14 protein-coding genes and 1 riboswitch are annotated in these 15,945 nt (G+C 72.5%); of the genes, 9 read left to right on the forward strand and 5 right to left on the reverse strand.

The features are described from left to right. Positions 1-61: 61 nt before the first annotated feature. Together DZA62_RS22565 and DZA62_RS37300 are read left to right on the forward strand one after the other, a co-directional pair. Complete coding sequence (locus DZA62_RS22565; RefSeq protein WP_116951201.1) at positions 62-517, forward strand: MarR family winged helix-turn-helix transcriptional regulator; 456 nt, start codon at positions 62-64, stop codon at positions 515-517. Between the two features lie 792 nt (positions 518-1,309). Beyond that, positions 1,310-5,416: a ThuA domain-containing protein gene (locus DZA62_RS37300; RefSeq protein ID WP_116951202.1), complete on the forward strand. Its 4,107-nt coding sequence runs from the start codon at positions 1,310-1,312 to the stop codon at positions 5,414-5,416. Between the two features lie 149 nt (positions 5,417-5,565). Here the strand turns inward: DZA62_RS37300 and DZA62_RS22575 are convergent, their stop codons facing one another. From DZA62_RS22575 to DZA62_RS22585, 3 genes are read right to left on the reverse strand one after another with little or no spacing between them, the layout of a single operon-like run. After that, complete coding sequence (locus DZA62_RS22575) at positions 5,566-6,366, reverse strand: energy-coupling factor transporter transmembrane component T family protein (RefSeq protein ID WP_408619436.1); 801 nt, start codon at positions 6,364-6,366, stop codon at positions 5,566-5,568. A 2-nt stretch (positions 6,367-6,368) separates the two neighbouring features. Continuing rightward, entirely contained in the window at positions 6,369-7,844 is a 1,476-nt protein-coding gene (locus DZA62_RS22580) for an ABC transporter ATP-binding protein (RefSeq protein ID WP_116951203.1), read from the reverse strand. Beyond that, positions 7,844-8,446: an ECF transporter S component gene (locus DZA62_RS22585; protein ID WP_116951204.1), complete on the reverse strand. Its 603-nt coding sequence runs from the start codon at positions 8,444-8,446 to the stop codon at positions 7,844-7,846. Before DZA62_RS22585 ends, DZA62_RS22580 begins: the two co-directional genes overlap by 1 nt. A gap of 90 nt (positions 8,447-8,536) precedes the next feature. Continuing rightward, positions 8,537-8,642: riboswitch (TPP riboswitch) on the reverse strand. 258 nt (positions 8,643-8,900) lie between these two features. Here DZA62_RS22585 and DZA62_RS22590 point away from each other — a divergent pair. From DZA62_RS22590 to DZA62_RS22605, 4 genes are all read left to right on the forward strand, one after another. Next, positions 8,901-9,617 (forward strand): hypothetical protein, encoded by a 717-nt coding sequence (locus tag DZA62_RS22590; protein ID WP_116951205.1) that lies wholly within the window; start codon positions 8,901-8,903, stop codon positions 9,615-9,617. A gap of 47 nt (positions 9,618-9,664) precedes the next feature. After that, positions 9,665-10,396 carry a lysophospholipid acyltransferase family protein gene (locus DZA62_RS22595; RefSeq protein WP_116951206.1) on the forward strand — a complete coding sequence of 244 codons (732 nt, stop codon included), beginning with the start codon at positions 9,665-9,667 and terminating at the stop codon, positions 10,394-10,396. Between the two features lie 160 nt (positions 10,397-10,556). Next, positions 10,557-11,063 (forward strand): HNH endonuclease, encoded by a 507-nt coding sequence (locus tag DZA62_RS22600; RefSeq protein WP_116951207.1) that lies wholly within the window; start codon positions 10,557-10,559, stop codon positions 11,061-11,063. 114 nt (positions 11,064-11,177) lie between these two features. After that, positions 11,178-11,669 (forward strand): general stress protein, encoded by a 492-nt coding sequence (locus tag DZA62_RS22605; protein WP_116951208.1) that lies wholly within the window; start codon positions 11,178-11,180, stop codon positions 11,667-11,669. On the opposite strand, the gene DZA62_RS22610 is transcribed toward DZA62_RS22605, so the two are convergent. After that, positions 11,666-12,631: a magnesium and cobalt transport protein CorA gene (locus DZA62_RS22610; protein ID WP_116951209.1), complete on the reverse strand. Its 966-nt coding sequence runs from the start codon at positions 12,629-12,631 to the stop codon at positions 11,666-11,668. The two genes, DZA62_RS22605 and DZA62_RS22610, sit on opposite strands and share 4 nt — an antisense overlap. 44 nt (positions 12,632-12,675) lie before the next feature. On the opposite strand from DZA62_RS22610, the gene DZA62_RS22615 reads away from it, so the two are divergent. Then, complete coding sequence (locus DZA62_RS22615) at positions 12,676-13,275, forward strand: histidine phosphatase family protein (protein ID WP_116951210.1); 600 nt, start codon at positions 12,676-12,678, stop codon at positions 13,273-13,275. 723 nt (positions 13,276-13,998) lie between these two features. Here the strand turns inward: DZA62_RS22615 and DZA62_RS22620 are convergent. Beyond that, positions 13,999-14,307, reverse strand: a complete 309-nt coding sequence (locus tag DZA62_RS22620; protein WP_157987838.1) for a pentapeptide repeat-containing protein — start codon at positions 14,305-14,307, stop codon at positions 13,999-14,001. Positions 14,308-14,402: 95 nt separating this feature from the next. On the opposite strand from DZA62_RS22620, the gene DZA62_RS22625 reads away from it, so the two are divergent. After that, positions 14,403-15,044 (forward strand): DUF6758 family protein, encoded by a 642-nt coding sequence (locus DZA62_RS22625; RefSeq protein WP_116951211.1) that lies wholly within the window; start codon positions 14,403-14,405, stop codon positions 15,042-15,044. Positions 15,045-15,084: 40 nt separating this feature from the next. Continuing rightward, positions 15,085-15,924 (forward strand): PHP domain-containing protein, encoded by an 840-nt coding sequence (locus tag DZA62_RS22630; RefSeq protein WP_116951212.1) that lies wholly within the window; start codon positions 15,085-15,087, stop codon positions 15,922-15,924. Positions 15,925-15,945 lie beyond the last annotated feature (21 nt).

Consider the following 15,945-nt stretch of genomic DNA (forward strand, 5'->3'; position numbering starts at 1 on the left):
TGCTACGTCCGCCGCGCTTCTGCGCCGTGCCGTGGTCGGCGGCGTCTAGGATCTGGACGACATGACGGCCAGCAAGGACATCGACCAGTGGGTCACACCTGAGCAGCTCGAGGTGTGGCGGCTGTTCATCCGTGCCCAGTCCAGGGTCATGCGGCGCCTCGAGGCCGACCTGCTCGCCCACCACGACCTCCCGCTCGCCTGGTACGACGTCCTCGTCCGGCTGCTCGAGGCCGACGGCCGCCGGCTGCGGATGAGCGAGCTGGCCGACCGCGTCATGCTCTCGCCCAGCGGCCTCACCCGGCTGGTCGACCGGATGGTCGACGAGCGTCTGCTCGAACGCACCCAGGCCGAACGCGACGGGCGCGGCTTCTACGCGGTCCTGACCGACGCCGGGTTCGAGCGGCTGCGCGAGGCCAGCGGAACCCACCTGCGCAGCGTCCACGACTACGTCGTCGGCCGCTTCGACGACGCCGAACTGGCCACGCTGGCCGAGCTGCTCCGCCGCATCGAGCCCTGAGGTTCGCCGGGCCGCGGGTTGGCCCGTGGGGCGCTGGTTGGCCGTGGGGCGCTGGTTGGCCGTGGGGCGCTGGTTGGCTGAGGGGCGCTGGTTGGCCCGTGGGGCGCTGGTTGGCTGAGGGGCGCTGGTTGGCCGTGGGGCGCGGGTTTCGCCGTCCCCCTGCGGCCCATTCTCTTGGCCGCGGGCACGCGCCTCAAGTCCGCGGCCTCTGCTGGGTGCGCTGGTGCCCGGTGGGGGCCTTGGACTTGACCCGCGCACCCGCGGCCCAAGGACGGGCAGCTATCAGGGGGACGGGGGAAGAGCGGGCACGGCCGGCCTGGGCGCACCGTTGCCGGGGAGGGCGGCCGGTTGCCGTGCTGCGACGAGTGTCCTCGTCACCGTCGTCCGGGGTGGCGGCCGTTCGCCGTGGTGCGCCGGTTGCCGTGGTGCGACGAGTGTCCTCGCAACCGTCGCGGCGGGGTGGTCGCCGTCCCTGTCGCCGCTGGGTCGTGATCGGGCCGCCGTCGCCTGTGTGGTGTCCACGGGGTGAGATTTCCCGGCGATCCGGGAGCCATGCCCAGGCGTCTGTTCGCATTGCGAGGCATGCATGCCTCGCAGAGCGGGAGAACGCCTGGTGAGGTAGCGGATCGTTGATGATCACCGCTGTCCACAGGTGAGGAAACCGCAGGGGGCCGGCGAACTATTGACACCGGGCGGCGAAAGTCCCTAGCGTACGCCGGAAAGCCCTTACCACCTCATCCACCTGCCGCTCTCCGGCTAGTGGGAAGGCGCTTTCCCGGTCAAGGAGGCCCGATGTCCCGGAGCACCCGCCGCCTCACGTCGATCGTCGCCGCGCTGGCCCTGCTGCTGACCGCCCTGGTCGGCGCGGCCACCGCTGCCGCGCAGGAGGAACCGGACGCACCACGGTTCCGCGCGCTCGTGTTCTCCAAGGTCACGAATTTCTACCATCAGTCGATCCCCGCAGGTCAGGCGCTCATCGAGCAGCTCGGCGCCGACCACGACTTCGAGGTCGTCACGACCGACGACGCGGCGATCTTCAACGACGCGGACCTCGCGACGTTCGACGTCGTGATCTTCAACAACACGAACTCGACCCCGCAGAGCGGCGACCTGCTCAACGCCGGTCAGCGGGCCGCGTTCCAGCGCTACATCCAGGCCGGCGGCGGCTTCACCGGCCTGCATGCGGCGACGGCGGCCGAGCGCGACTGGGAGTGGTACGAGGGTCTGGTGGGCTCGATCTTCACCAACCATCCGCCGGGCACGAACCCGGACGGCACGATCAACGGCCGGGTGAAGGTGACCGACCGCGTGCACCCGTCGACGGCGAACCTGCCGGAGCTCTGGGAGTTCGAGGAGGAGTGGTACAACTGGAACCAGCGCGTCGTCGGTGACGTACACGTCCTGACCTGGGTCGACACCAAGGTCGGCATCGCCGGGCTCACTGAGGGCCCGAACCACCCGTTCTCGTGGTGCCAGGTCTACGACGGCGGCCGGTCCTGGTTCACCGCGGGCGGCCACAGCCCGGCGGCGTTCGAGGACGCCGAGTTCGTCGAGCACCTGCGCGGCGGCATCGAGTGGGCGGCGGGCGTCGCGGACGGCGACTGCGGCGGCACCGTCGAGGACAGTTTCGACAAGGTGCAGATCGCCTCCAACCCGGCCGACCCGATGGCGCTGGGCTTCCTGGACGAGAACGAGGTCGTGTTCGTCGAGCGCGGCGGCGCGGTGAAGATCATCGACCAGTCGACGCTCGGGGTGACGACGGCCGGCACGATCCCCGTCTACACCCCGGACTCCGACGGCCTGCTGGGCATCGCCGTCGACCCGGACTTCGCGACGAACCGGTGGATCTACCTGACCTACTCGCACGCGACCGCGGCCCGGATCCAGATCTCCCGCTTCACCCTGACGGCGCAGAACCAGCTGGACCCGGCGTCGGAGCAGGTGCTGCTGGAGATCCCGACGTACCGCGCCATGAACCGCTCCGGCGTGCACATGGGCGGCGCGATGGACTTCGACGCGGCCGGCCACCTGTACGTCGCGCTCGGCGACAACATCGACCCGTTCGAGTCCGGCGGCTACACGCCGATCGACGAGCGCGGCGGGCGGGCGCACTTCGATGCGCAGTCGACGTCGGCGAACACCAACGACCTGCGCGGCAAGCTGATCCGGATCACGCCGACCGACGACGGCGGCTACACCGTCCCGGAAGGCAACCTGTTCGCGCCGGGCACGGAGGGCGCGCGCCCGGAGATCTACGCGATGGGCTTCCGCAACCCGTTCCGGTTCCGCGTCGACGACGCCACCGGCGACGTCCTGCTCGGCGAGCACTCGCCGGACGCTCGCAGCGACAGCGCGACCCGCGGACCGCAGGCGCACGGCGAGTGGAACCTCATCACCGAGGCCGGCAACTACGGCTGGCCGTACTGCATCGGGCCGAACCGGCCGTTCCACGACTACGACTTCGCGACCGCCACCGCTGGCGCTGCGTTCGACTGCCAGGCGCCGGTGAACGACTCGCCGAACAACACCGGCCTGCGCGAGCTGCCGCCCGTCGTCGGAGCGACGATGTACGAGAACTACGGCGCCACGCCGGCCTGGGCGGAGTTCGGCACCGGCGGCGTCGCACCGCACGGCGGCCCCGTCTACGACTACGACCCGGAGCTGGACTCCGACACCAAGTTCCCGGCCTCCTACGACGGCAAGTGGTTCATCGCCGAGTGGGACCGGCGCTGGATCAAGACGGTGTCCGTCCTGTCCGAGGACCACGTGGGCGAGCGGTACCCGTCCGCGTCGGCGGGCGACGTCTACTCCGTCGACCCGTGGGGCATCGACCAGACGTGGATCCGGCCGATGGACATGGACTTCGGCCCGGACGGCTCGCTCTACGTCATCGAGTGGGGCAGCAACTTCGGCGGGGCGCTGCGCGGCGAGCCGAACGACGACTCCGGCATCTACCGCATCGACTACGTGGCCGGCGACCGTCCGCCGACGGCGCGCGCGGCGGCCACCCCGTCCGACGGCCAGGCGCCGCTGACCGTGCGGTTCTCCAGCGCCGGCAGCGGCCACCCGCAGGGCCTCGCGGTGACGTACGCGTGGGACTTCGGCGACGGCGCCGGCTCCACCGAGCCGAACCCCAGCCACGTCTACTCGGCCAACGGCACGTACCAGGCCCGGCTCACCGTCACCGACGAGGAGGGCCGCGAGGCGCTCGCCGCGGTGCAGGTGGTGGTCGGCAACACCCGGCCGGTCGTGACCGTCGAGCTGCCGCCGGACGGCGGGTTCTTCGAGTTCGGCGACCAGGTCCCGTACCGCGTGTCGGTCGAGGACGCCGAGGACGGGTCGATCGCCGACGGCGGCATCGCCTGCGAGGACGTGCTGGTGCAGACGCTGCTCGGCCACGACGAGCACGCGCATCCGCTGGACACCGTCGAGGGCTGCGAGGGTGTCGTCCCGACCATGACCGACGGCGGCCACGGCGGCGACGTCAACCTCTACTACGTGCTCGAGGGCGTGTACGTCGACCGCGGCGGCGAGGGCGTCGGCACCTTGACCGGCGCGTCCGGGGTCCAGCTGCGCACCAAGCGCACCGAGGCCGAGTACTTCGACGGCAACAACGGGGTCACGCCGCTCGCCCGGGCCGGCGCCAGCGCCGGCGTCCGGCTGGGCGAGATCCGGCCCGGCGACTGGGTGTCGTACGAGCCGGTGAGCTTCCACGGCATCGACTCGGTGACCGTCGGAGCGTCGTCGGGCGGTCAGGGCGGCGTCATCGAGTTCCGCAAGGACGCGCCCGGCGGCGAGCTGCTCGGCAGCGTCGAGGTGCTGAGCAACGGCAGCTGGGAGGTCGTCCAGGAGCTGGACGCCGACCTGGCCGACCCGGGCGGCTCGTTCGAGCTGTTCATGGTCTTCCAGGCTCGCGGCGGCTACACGCCCGGCGGCCCGGACCTGCTCTCCGTCGACTGGCTGCGGTTCAACGGCCCGGGCGTCGCCGAGCCGCCCGGCCCGCAGTGCCCGCCCGGAGACGACGAGTTCGACGGCACGGAGCTGGACACCTGCCTGTGGTCGCGGATCGTCCGCGAGACGGCCGCCGACTACCGCGTCGCCGACGGCCGGCTCTGGGTGAGGACGACCTCGGGCGGCAACTTCGGCGCCAACAACAACCCGCCGGTGCAGAACCAGTTCCTGCAGCCGATCGGCCCGGGCGAGGACTGGCTGATCCAGACCAAGGTCGACGCGCCGCTGGAGCAGCGGTTCCAGCAGGTCGGGCTGCAGTACTACGAGGACGACGGCGACTACGTGAAGCTCGACCTCGTCGCCGACAACCTTCCCGGCCAGCCGCGGACGCTGCGGGTGGAGCTGCGGTCGGAGACGAACGACGTGCCGTCGGCGACCCAGCCGAACCTGCAGCCGGCGCCGGCCAACCCCGGCGACGAGTGGTGGTTCCGGCTGCGGAAGTCCGGCACGACGTTCACGGGCTGGATCAGCGTCGACGGCGTCACGTGGATCGAGCTGCCCGGCACGGTGGAGAACGCCGGCATCACCGACGGCGGGATCGGCCCGCTGCACCAGGGGCGGACCCAGACGGCGCCGGTGGAGGTCGGCTTCGACCACTTCCGCGTCGACCCGCCGGACGAGCCGGCCGCCTGCCCGACGCCGGACGCGCGCACCACGGTGGTGGTCGGCGAGGTCGACAGCGGGGTGCCGAACCGGGCGCTGCCGGACGGCTGCACCGTCGGCGACCTCATCCTCGACGACCAGGCCTGGGCCGACCACGGCGAGTTCGTCCGCCACGTCGGCGAGGTGCTCGACCAGCCCGCCGTCGCGGCGCTGATCACGTCGCGGGAGCGAGGCGCCATCGTCCGCGCGGCCGCGCAGAGCAGGGTCGGCACCACCCCGGAATGATCACGTTGAGTATGGCTCCTCCCGCTCCACCAGGCATGCTTGCCTGGTGGAGCGGGAGCAGTCCTAGGCCCGACTGACCAAGGCGAGTACTCGCGTCACTAGGCATGGATGCCTGGTAGAGCGTGAAGACCCCTACTCAACGTGATCATTCAGGAGAGGACGGGGGACCAAGCGCCGGTCGCCAGGGCGGCGGCGACGGCGAGGGCGGTCAGCAGGGCGGACGCGGCGAGCAGGGCCGCGTCCGCCCGGCCGAACGCCGGCCGCCGGGCACACGTGCGACGCGCCGAGGCCGCGAAGCCACGGGCGTCCATCGCCACCGCGAGATGCGTCCCCCGCCGCACGGCGCCGACGAGCAGCGCGAACAGCCGGCCGCCCAGCACCGTCAACGCCCGCAGCGGGTTCCGGTCGCCGCCGAGTCCACGGGCCCGCCGGGCGCGGCCGAGCACCTCCCACTCGGCGGCCAGCAGCGGAGCCAGCCGGAACGCCGCCAGCGAGCCGTAGGCGAACCGGGCGGGGACACGCAGGTGCCGCACCAGCGAGTCGGCGAGGTCCACCGGGTCGATCGTCAGCACCGCCAGCACGCCGGGCAGCGCGATGGCCGCCACCCGCAGGCCGGCCGTCGCGCCGGTGGCCAGGCTCTCGGTCGTGATCAGCAGCGGACCGGCCTCGAGCAGGGTCGCGCCGCCCTTGCGAGCGGTGAAGACCGCGTTCCCGAGCGCCACCATGACGACGGCCAGCCCCAGCGGCCACAGCCGGCGCAGCAGCCCCGGCCAGCCCACGCCCCACGCCGGCACCGAGAGCAGCCAGGCGGTCAGGAGCAGAGCGGACGACACCGGGTCGACGCTGACCAGCAGCACCAGCGACGGGATCAGCGCGGCCGCCAGCTTCGCGACGGGGTTCCGGCGGGCCAGCGGCGCGGCCGGATCGGTGGACAGATGGGTCTGCACCAGCGTCACGACCGCACCTCCGCGTCGGCTGCGAGCACGCCGCCGGCCACCGTCACCCTCGAGTCCGCCAACGCGCCGGCGAACGCCTCGTCGTGCGTCACCGCCACGATCGCCGTCCCGCCCTCCCGCAACCCGACACACAGCTCGAGCAGCTCCGCCCACGTCCGCGCGTCCTGCCCGAACGTCGGCTCGTCCATGACCAGCAGGTCGGGCGCGGTCGCCAGCACCGCCGCCACCGACAGCCGCCGCTTCTCGCCACCGGACAGGGTGAACGGGTTCGCGCCGGCCAGCCGGGTCAGGCGCAGCCGCTCCAGCAGCTCGTCGGCCCGCCGTGCGGCCGCGTCCGCCGCGACACCTGCCCGCCGCGGCCCGACCAGCAGCTCGTCGCGGGCCGTGCGGGTGACGAACTGATGCTCCGGGTCCTGGAACACCGTCCCGACCCGCCGGCACAGGTCACGCGGCCGCCACCGGTGCAGGGGCCGCTCCGACCCGCCCAGCCGGACCGAACCCTCGTCCGGCGGCAGCAGACCGGCCAGCAGCATCGCCAGCGTCGACTTGCCACTGCCGTTCGGCCCGGTGACGGCGACCGCGGTGCCGCGCCGCACGGACAGCGACGCCGCCGACAGCGCGGGCCGGCGGGTGTGCGGGTAGGTGAGACTCAGGCCGCGCGCCGTCAGCAGGACGTCGCCGCCGGGGCCGGGGCGGAACAGGGGAGCGGCGGGCCCCCACGGCGCCGGCACCCACACCCCTGCCGCGGCCAGTGCGGCGCCGCGGCGGCCGAACACCTCGGCCGGGGGACCGTCGTCGGCCACGCCGCCGCCCGGCTCCAGCACGACGACGCGGTCGACCAGCCCCGCCGCGGCGTCGACGCGGTGCTCGACCAGCAGCAGCGTCGTCGCCGCGCCGGTCAGGGCGGACCCGACGGCGGACAGCACGGTCGTGGTCCCGGCCGGGTCGAGGTTCGCCGTCGGCTCGTCCAGCACCAGCACCGACGGCCGCCGGACCAGCGCGCCGGCCAGGGCCAGCCGTTGCTGCTCGCCGCCTGACAGCGCGGAGGTCGGCCGTTCGCGGCCGTGCCGGAACCCGACCCGCGCGAGCGCCTCGTCGACCCGCGGCCAGATCTCCTCGGCCGGCACCGCGGCGTTCTCCAGCCCGAACGCGACGTCGTCGCCGGAGCGCGACATCACCAGCGACGCCTCCGGATCCTGCAGCAACATGCCGACGCGGTCTCGCGCAGCCGCCGCGGGGACCCCGTCCACGAGGACGGAGCCCTCGTGCTCCGCCGCCGTCTCCGGGTCGAGCAGCCCGGCGACCGCGCGCAGCAGCGTCGACTTGCCCGCACCCGACGGCCCGACCAGCAGCACGCGCTCACCGGCGGCGATGTCCAGGTCGACGCCGCGGCAGGCCCACGCCTTCCGGCCGGCGTAGCGCCAGCCGAACCCGCGGACCCGGATCGCGGCGCCGCCGTCTGACACCGTCATCAGATCTCGCTCTGCACGCGACCGGCCGCGAACGGCGCCAGGGCGCCCGTCCGCGCCAGCGCCCGCACCAGCAGCCAGCCCAGCCCGCCGGCGAGGACCAGCCCGGTCGCCACCGAGGACAGCACGTAGACCAGCTTCCAGTCGGCCGCGTACGGGGAGACGTAGGCGACGATCTCGTAGAGGCCCATCGCCAGCCCGGCCCCGCCGCCGGCCAGCACCGCCGGCAGCAGGCCCCATCGCCGGTAGAGCAGCAGCGCGAACACGAGCTCCGCGCCCAGCCCCTGCCAGACGCCGGACATGAACACCGACAGCCCCCACACCGAGCCGAAGAACATCGACACGGTCGCGGCGACCACCTCGGTGTAGAGCGCGGCGCCGGCCTTGCGGATCACCAGCCCGCCCACGACGGCCGGGATCAGCCAGACGCCCGCGATCAGCGGGGCCGCCGGCGAGCCCGTCAGGGGCCCGCTGATGGCTGTGTAGACCACGTTGTTCCAGATGGCGAAGACCACCCCGAACACGACGCCGATGACGGACGCCACGACGATGTCGACGGTGCGCCAGCGGTGCCGTCGCAGTTGGACGGTTCCTGGCTCGCTCATCGGACTGCTCCTCTCGTACGGTGTACGACGAGGGGCCTCGAAGACATGACACAGCGCGCCGCCACGGGAGAGCCCGTGGGACGCGCTGCTGCGGTCGAGGTGTCGACTTCCTGCGCCGGCATTACCCGGATCAGGTTCGAGGGTCTGCGGGCCTGTCCCGCACTCTCAGCGCTGCAGCGCTCCCCTGTCGTGGGTATTCAGTTGTCTCGTGAAAGAGATTACACCCTTTGGCCACACCCGCGTTGATCAGCAGTAACGTCCGGAAACTGGTATCCGTGGGGCCCGGGCCAGGTCACGTTTCGGTGACGACGCCGCTGGAGCGTGGGTATGCTCCATCAGGCGCTCCAGCCGGAGCCGCCTCGTGCTCGACACCGAGCCGACCCTGAAGCGAAGAGGTCTGCCGCACATGCAACTGGTCGTTCGCCGACTGGCTGCAGCCGGTTCCGCCGCGCTCGTGACCATCGCCTTGACGGCGTGTTCCTCCGGGCCGGAGCACCCGGCGGTCTCGCCGTTGGCTCAGATCAGCGTCGACGAGGGCCTCACCGAGGCGCCCAACGGCATCGACGAGATGGCGCCCGCCGACGTGCTGCAGCAGTCGCTGGCGGCCATGCGGGCCACCGGCTCCTACCGCGTCACCGGCACCACGGTGAGCGGCAACACCATCGACATCGCCTTCAAGGACGGCGTCGGCTCGGTCGGCACCGTCGGCTCCGAGACCACCGTCCAGCTGGTCTCCACGCCTGGCGCGGTGTACGTCACCGGCGACGAGTCGCTGGCCGCCTCGGTCGGCGCCGACGTCGGCACCACGCTGGCCGGCAAGTGGCTGCTGATCTCGCCCGAGGCGGCAGCCAGCTTCGCCATCTTCTCCGACGGGTCGACGTTCGCGACGGCGGTGCTCGGCGCCGACGATCCCGAAGGGCTCACCGCGGTCCGCGAGGTCGACGGCCAGCCCGCGGTCGGCCTGCTGTTCCCCGAGACCGGCGGCACGCTCTGGGTGGCCGCCGCAGGCGAGCCGCTGCCGCTGCGGCTGGAGGAGACGGGCGCGTCCGCCGGTGCGGGCGTCATCACCTTCTCCGACTACGGCACCGAGGTCGCGGTCACGCCGCCCGCCGAGGACGCCGTCGTCGACATCACCAAGATCCCCGCCGCCACCCCGGCGCCCACGCCGTGACGCGACGCTGTCGCGTGCGTGACGGGCGCATGGGTTAATCTTCCCTCGTGGAGCTGGTGGGGACGGTCGCCGTTGGCCTGACCAGACTGTTCGGCAGCGTCGAGCCCGACGGCCTGTCGTCGTTGCCGCTGCGCGGGCCCGCCATCGTCGCCGTCAACCACACCACCATCGCCGACGTTCCTCCAGTGCTGGCCACGCTCTACCGCGCCGGCCTGCGGCCCAGCGTCCCGTGTCACCGCGACGGCTGCGGCGTCACCCATGGTCACGTCCGCTTCATGGCCTCGTCGCTGGTGTTCGCCAACCCTTTCATCGGCCCGCTGGCCCGCCAGGCCGGCATGATCGAGGTCGGCGGACGGCAGGCGGGCGCGGCCGCGCTGAGGGCCGCCTTCGACGCGCTCGACCGCGGCGAGGTCGTCGGCATCTACCCCGAGGGCGACGTCTCGGCCACCCCTGACGGCTCGCCACGGCGGTTCCGCTTCGGCGTCGGCCGGCTGGCCGCCGAGTCGAAGGCGCCGGTCGTGCCCGTCGCGCACCACGACGCACGGCGCATCGGGTCCGGGTCCACCGCGCGCAGCCTGGGCGGCGCGCTGACGTCCATCGTCCGGCGGCCGACCATCAAGCTGCGGGTCGGCAAGCCCATCGTGCCCGACGAGTTCACCGGCCTGCCGCTGCGCGACGTCGTCGAGCTCATCCAGGACCGCGTCACCGACGTGTGGCGCTCCGTGTCGGGCGAGTCGCTGCCGCGGCTCGACCTGGACCAGAAGGAAAAACCGTTGTGATCCCGGCGGCGTCGATGCACTGTAGAGGCGGGTCCGCGAGCGCGGACCTCGCTTGCGATTGGTCCAGATTTTGCCGTTACGTTCCCTACCGAGCGAATAGGTCACACTAGAGTCAGAGCGGCGAGCCCTGACGCGGGCTCGGGAAGGAGGCGTGTGCGCTGTGAACACACTCGTTCTGAACGCCTCCTACGAACCGCTGGCCGTCGTGTCGGTGCGCCGGGCCGTCATCCTCATCCTCACCGAGAAGGCCGTCGTCGAGCACGCCGACACCGAGAAGCTCATCCGGTCGGCCACCCGCGAGCTGCCGACCCCGCTGGTCGTCCGGCTGCTCCGGTTCGTCCGCGTGCCGTACCGCCGCAAGGTGCCCTGGTCACGCGGCGGGGTACTCGAACGCGACGGCCGGCGCTGCGCCTACTGCGCCGGCCGGGCCAACTCCATCGACCACATCGTGCCCACGTCCCGCGGCGGTGCCCAGCGCAGCTGGCTGAACACCGTCGCGGCGTGCGTGTCGTGCAACCAGCACAAGGCCGATCGCACGCCGGTCGAGGCGGGCATGACGCTGCTCATCGACCCGTTCGAGCCCAAGGCGCACCGCGCCCTGGTGCTGGCGCTCGGCATCACCGCGGCCGAGGCGCTGCCCGAGTGGCTGATCGCCTCCACCGCGTAGCTCTGCCTCGTCCCGATTCGCCCCGCTCAGCAGCGACGTTCCGGTGATGTCGCGGCCGAATGAGCCGTCCGGTGATCGTCCGCGCGAGTACTGTCGGCCTCTAGGAGGTGTGTCATGGTGAGTCCCGTTCCCGGTCTTCCGACCGGCATCGTCGTCGGCACGTACGACGACTACCCCGCGGCGCAGAAGGCAGTGGACTATCTGGCCGACCAGAAGTTCCCGGTCGAGAACCTGGCCATCGTCGGCAGCGACCTCCGTCAGGTCGAGCGGGTCACCGGGCGGCTGACCTGGGGCAAGGCGGCTCTCGGCGGCCTGGCCACCGGTGCCTGGCTGGGCCTGTTCGTCGGGCTGTTGCTCGGCCTGTTCACCGACGAGGGCTGGCTGGCGATCATCCTGCTCAGCGTGTTGTGGGGCGCCATCTTCATGATGATCTTCGGGCTGGTGGGCTACGCGCTGACCGGCGGACGCCGCGACTTCACGTCGCAGAGCGTCACCGTGGCCGGCCGCTACGAGGTCTACTGCCAGCACCAGCACGCCGACGAGGCTCGCAACCTGCTGGCCCGGCTGTCGCTGCAGACGGGCACCGGCACCCCGCAGGGTCCCTAGAGCCAGCCGCGCCGCTTGAAGTTGACGTACAGCATCCAGCACAGGCCCGCCATCAGCAGCAACACCCCCGGGTAGCCGTAGGTCCAGTGCAGTTCGGGCATGTGCCGGAAGTTCATGCCGTAGATGCCGGCGATCGCCGTCGGGACCGCGACGATCGCCGCCCACGACGTGATCTTGCGCATGTCGTTGTTCTGCGCCACCGACAGCTGTGCCAGGTTCGCCTGCAGCATCGAGCTGATGATCTCGTCGTAGCCGTTCAGCTGGGCGTGCAGCCGGTCGACGTGGTCGGCGATGCCGCGGAAGTACGTCTGCACCTTCGGCGCGATGAGGTCCGGCACGCGTTGCGTCAGGAGCCGGACCGGCAGCCCGAGCGGCGCGATGGCCTTCTGCAGCGTCAGCTGCTCCCGCTTGGCGCGGTAGATCCGGCCGGCCTGGTTGCCGCTGACGTCGTCGAACACGGCCGCCTCGATCTCGGTGAGGTCGGCCTCGAAGGCCTCCGCCGTCGCGGTGTACTCGTCGACGGTGGTGTCGGCGACCAGGTAGAGCACGGACGCCGGCCCGTGGCCCAGCAGCTTCGGCTGACCCTCCAGCCGCTCGGCGATCGCCGGGACGGGGTCCGGGTCACCCTCGCTGACCGTCACGACGACGTCCGGCCCGGCCAGCACCGTCAGCCGGCCCGCGTCGTGCACGCCGCCGTCGTAGCGCACCCGGCGCAACACCAGGTAGACCAGTCCGTCGTAGTGGCCGATCTTGGTGCCCTGCCGCTGGTCCAGCGCGTCCCGGACGGCCAGCGGGTGCAGGCCGAAGTCGGCCGCGATGCGATGCAGATCGTCCTCGCCCGGCTCGTGCAGCCGGAGCCACACGAACCCCTGCCGCTCTCGCGCCGCGGCGACGGCGTCGTCGTAGTCCTCGCCGGTCTGCCGCCGGCCGTCGCGGTAGAACGCCCAATCCGTCACCGTCACGGTTCCTCCCCACTGAGCCGATCCCCAGCGCTAGCGTTACCAGCATGGCGACGTTCCGGCAGCCGGACGGGGAGACTCTCCGTCCCGAGATCTGGCTGGTCCGTCACGGCCAGACCGAGTGGAGCCGCGACGGCAAGCACACCAGCAGCACCGACCTGCCTCTGACGCCGGAGGGCGAGCGGGCCGCCCGGTCGCTGGCCGCCCGGCTCGACGGCGCCGCGTTCGACCTGGTGCTGTCCAGTCCGCGGCGGCGCGCTCGGACGACGGCGGAACTGGCCGGCTTTCCGAGCGCGGAGATCGACGACGACCTGCGCGAATGGGACTACGGCGAGTACGAGGGCGTCACCACGGCGCAGATCCGCGAGACCGATCCGGACTGGTCGCTCTGGACCGACGGCGCGCCAGGCGGCGAGCAGCCCGCCGACGTCGAGGCGCGGGTCGACCGCCTGATCGCCCGCCTGCGGTCGGTGACCGGGGAACGGGTCCTGGTGTTCGCCCACGGGCACGTCCTGCGGGTGGTCGGCGCGCGGTGGACGGGCTGGCCGGTCGCGGCCGGGGCGCACCTGCGCCTGGACACCGCGACGGTGTCCGTCCTGGGCTGGGAGCGCGAGACGCCGGCGATCGGCCGCTGGAACGCGCCGTGACCGTTGGCCGGGGGTTGTTGCACGTTGGCCGGGGTGTGCGACAGTTGGGTGTCCCCCTGCTGCCGATTGTCTGAGCCGCGGGGGTGCGCCTCAAGTCCGCGGCCTCTGCTGGGTGCTGTTCGCTGGTGTTGGGGGCCTTGGCCTTGACCGGCGCCCTCGCGGTTTCAGTGCGGGCAGCTATCAGGGGGACGGGGGGAGTGCGGGCACGGCCCGCTTCTGGTGCGCCGTCGAACCGGGGCGACGGGCGTTTCGCCGTTGTGCGCCGTTGGTCGTGGCGTGATGGTGGCGCTTGCCGCCCGGTGACGCTCCCTTGGGGGCGTCTGGTTGGTGATCGGGATCGTCGCGGGAGCTGTGGTGTCCAGTGGGTGAGATTTCTCGGCGATTCGGGGGCCTTGCCTAGGAGTGTGTTCGCTCTGCGAGGCATGCATGCCTGGTGGAGGGGGAGAACGCCTGGTGAGGTAGGCGATCGTTGATGATCATGGCTGTCCACAAGCCACCACGGGTACCAGCAGCCCCAACGGCACCGGTGGCGTCGAGGCGACGGCCGCCGATGAGCCGGTCCACGTCCGCGAACGACCGTGATGTCGGCTGCGAAGCACGAGGCGTGCCCAGACTCGCCCCGTCCCCCTGATAGCTGCCAGTTCTGAGACCGTGCGGCCGTGGGTCAAGCGGTCTCGTCGGCGCGGAGCGCCCGTTGGTCCGCTTGAGGCGCGGGTGCGCGGCTCAGAGAATGGGCAGCAGGGGGACGGCGAACGCGGCAGGCCCAACCCACGGCCGCCCGGCCCACCGGAACCCGGCCCACCGGAACCCGGCCCACCGGAACCCGGCCCACCGGAACCCGGCCCACCGGAACCCGGCCCACCGGAACCCGGCCCACCGGAACCCGGCCCACCGGAACCCGGCCCACCGGAACCTGGCCCACCGGAACCCGGCCCACCGGAACCCGGCCCACCGGAACCCGGCCCACCGGAACCCGGCCCACCGGAACCTGGCCCACCGGAACCCCGGCGACCCGTCGCCGACGAGGCGCACGAAACGTGCCGAGCGACCTCATTTCCGGCGACGGCGGCACGCGTTGGAGCCGAGGCGCTTGACGCGACAGGAGGGGACCCGTCAGCGTCGGTGATGTGAGAGGCGAACAAACCTGTCCGCGGTGCGGCGCGCCCGCACGTCCGCCGGGCGCCTGGTCCAGCCGGTGGCTCTGCGATCTGCACGGCGAGGTGTACCCCCTGGCGCCGGTGACGACGCCGAACGCGCCGCTGGTGCACCAGCTGGCCCGCGACTCCCACGTGCCACTGTGGCTGCCGTGGCCACTGCCGCGCGGCTGGGTCGTCGGCGCCGTCATCCACGCGGGCGACGACGCCAGTGGCGTTCGGGCCAGTGGCGTCGGCATCACCGGGCCCAACCCGATGGGCGGCCCGGGCGACTTCGTGCTGGTCGCCGAGGAGCAGGGCGTCGGACTCGGCGCCGGGCTGGCCGGGCTGGAGGGTGTCGACCCGGGCAAGGCGGTCGAGGGTGAGCCGCAGGCCAAGGTGCTGGTGCAGGGCCGCACGGTGCCGCTGTGGTTCGTCGAAGGGCCCGCCGACCGCGCTGTCTACGCAGGTCACTGGGGTGGCAGCTGGCTGTGGGCGATCCTGTACCCGCAGTCGGCCGGTGTGCTGCTCCTCGAGGACGTCGAGGTGGTCGATCTGCGTGATCTCGGCCACGAGGCGGACCTGTTGCCGTACGGAACGCCTCCGCCGTGGCTGGCGCCGGGCTACGATCATTGAGGTCATCGGACGTCCAGCGATCACATCGAGGGTGCCCCGGTTGCGCATCGATCTGCACACGCACAGCAGCGTCTCCGACGGCACCGACCGCCCGGAGGACGTCGTCCGGCGGGCGAAGGAGGTCGGCCTCGACGTCGTCGCGCTGACCGACCACGACACCTTCGACGGCTGGGAGGCGGCGCTCGCGGCGGGCGCCGAGACGGGCGTCGACGTCGTGCCGGGCGCGGAGATCTCGACCGACCTGCGCGGCCACGGCGTGCACCTGCTGGCGTACCTGGTCGACCCCGGGAACGAGCCGCTCTCCGCCGAGCTGGGCCGGGTCCGGCACGACCGCCGTACCCGACTGGCGCGCATCGCCGCCGCGCTGACCGCGGCCGGCCTGGAGCTGGACGTCGCCGACATCCTGGCCCACTCGCCCGACGCCGCCACCGTCGGCCGCCCGCACGTCGCCGACGCGATGATCGCCAAGGGGTACGTGCGCGACCGCGAGGAGGCGTTCGCCTGGTGGCTCGGGCACGGCCGGCCGGGGTGGGCGGCGAAGTACGCGCCGGACGTCGAGGAGGCCATCCACCTGGTGCACGCGGCCGGCGGGGTGTGCGTCCTGGCGCATCCGTGGGGCCGCGAGGGCGCCCGCCGCGCGCTGACGCCGTCGGGCATCGAGGCGCTGCGCGACGCCGGGCTCGACGGCATCGAGGTCGACCACCAGGACCACGACGACGCCAGCCGGCGGACGCTGCGCCGCATCGCGCAGGACCTCGGCCTGGTCGTCACCGGCTCCAGCGACTACCACGGCACCGGGAAGCTCGATCACGAGCTGGGCGTCAACACCACCGCTCCGCAGGAGTGGGAGCGGCTACGATCGCTGGCCGGCGGGCACTGACCCCGTCCACCAGCGATCACC

It is taken from the genome of Jiangella endophytica, from assembly GCF_003427025.1.
In the GTDB taxonomy this organism is placed as follows: domain Bacteria; phylum Actinomycetota; class Actinomycetes; order Jiangellales; family Jiangellaceae; genus Jiangella; species Jiangella endophytica.

Excerpts from the sequence above, each read along its gene's own strand:
- DZA62_RS22585 (WP_116951204.1), bottom strand. The coding sequence starts at position 8,446 with ATGAGCGAGCCAGGAACCGTCCAACTGCGACGGCACCGCTGGCGCACC.
- DZA62_RS22565 (WP_116951201.1), top strand. The coding sequence starts at position 62 with ATGACGGCCAGCAAGGACATCGACCAGTGGGTCACACCTGAGCAGCTC.
- DZA62_RS22580 (WP_116951203.1), bottom strand. The coding sequence starts at position 7,844 with ATGACGGTGTCAGACGGCGGCGCCGCGATCCGGGTCCGCGGGTTCGGC.
- DZA62_RS37300 (WP_116951202.1), top strand. The coding sequence starts at position 1,310 with ATGTCCCGGAGCACCCGCCGCCTCACGTCGATCGTCGCCGCGCTGGCC.
- DZA62_RS22615 (WP_116951210.1), top strand. The coding sequence starts at position 12,676 with ATGGCGACGTTCCGGCAGCCGGACGGGGAGACTCTCCGTCCCGAGATC.
- DZA62_RS22605 (WP_116951208.1), top strand. The coding sequence starts at position 11,178 with ATGGTGAGTCCCGTTCCCGGTCTTCCGACCGGCATCGTCGTCGGCACG.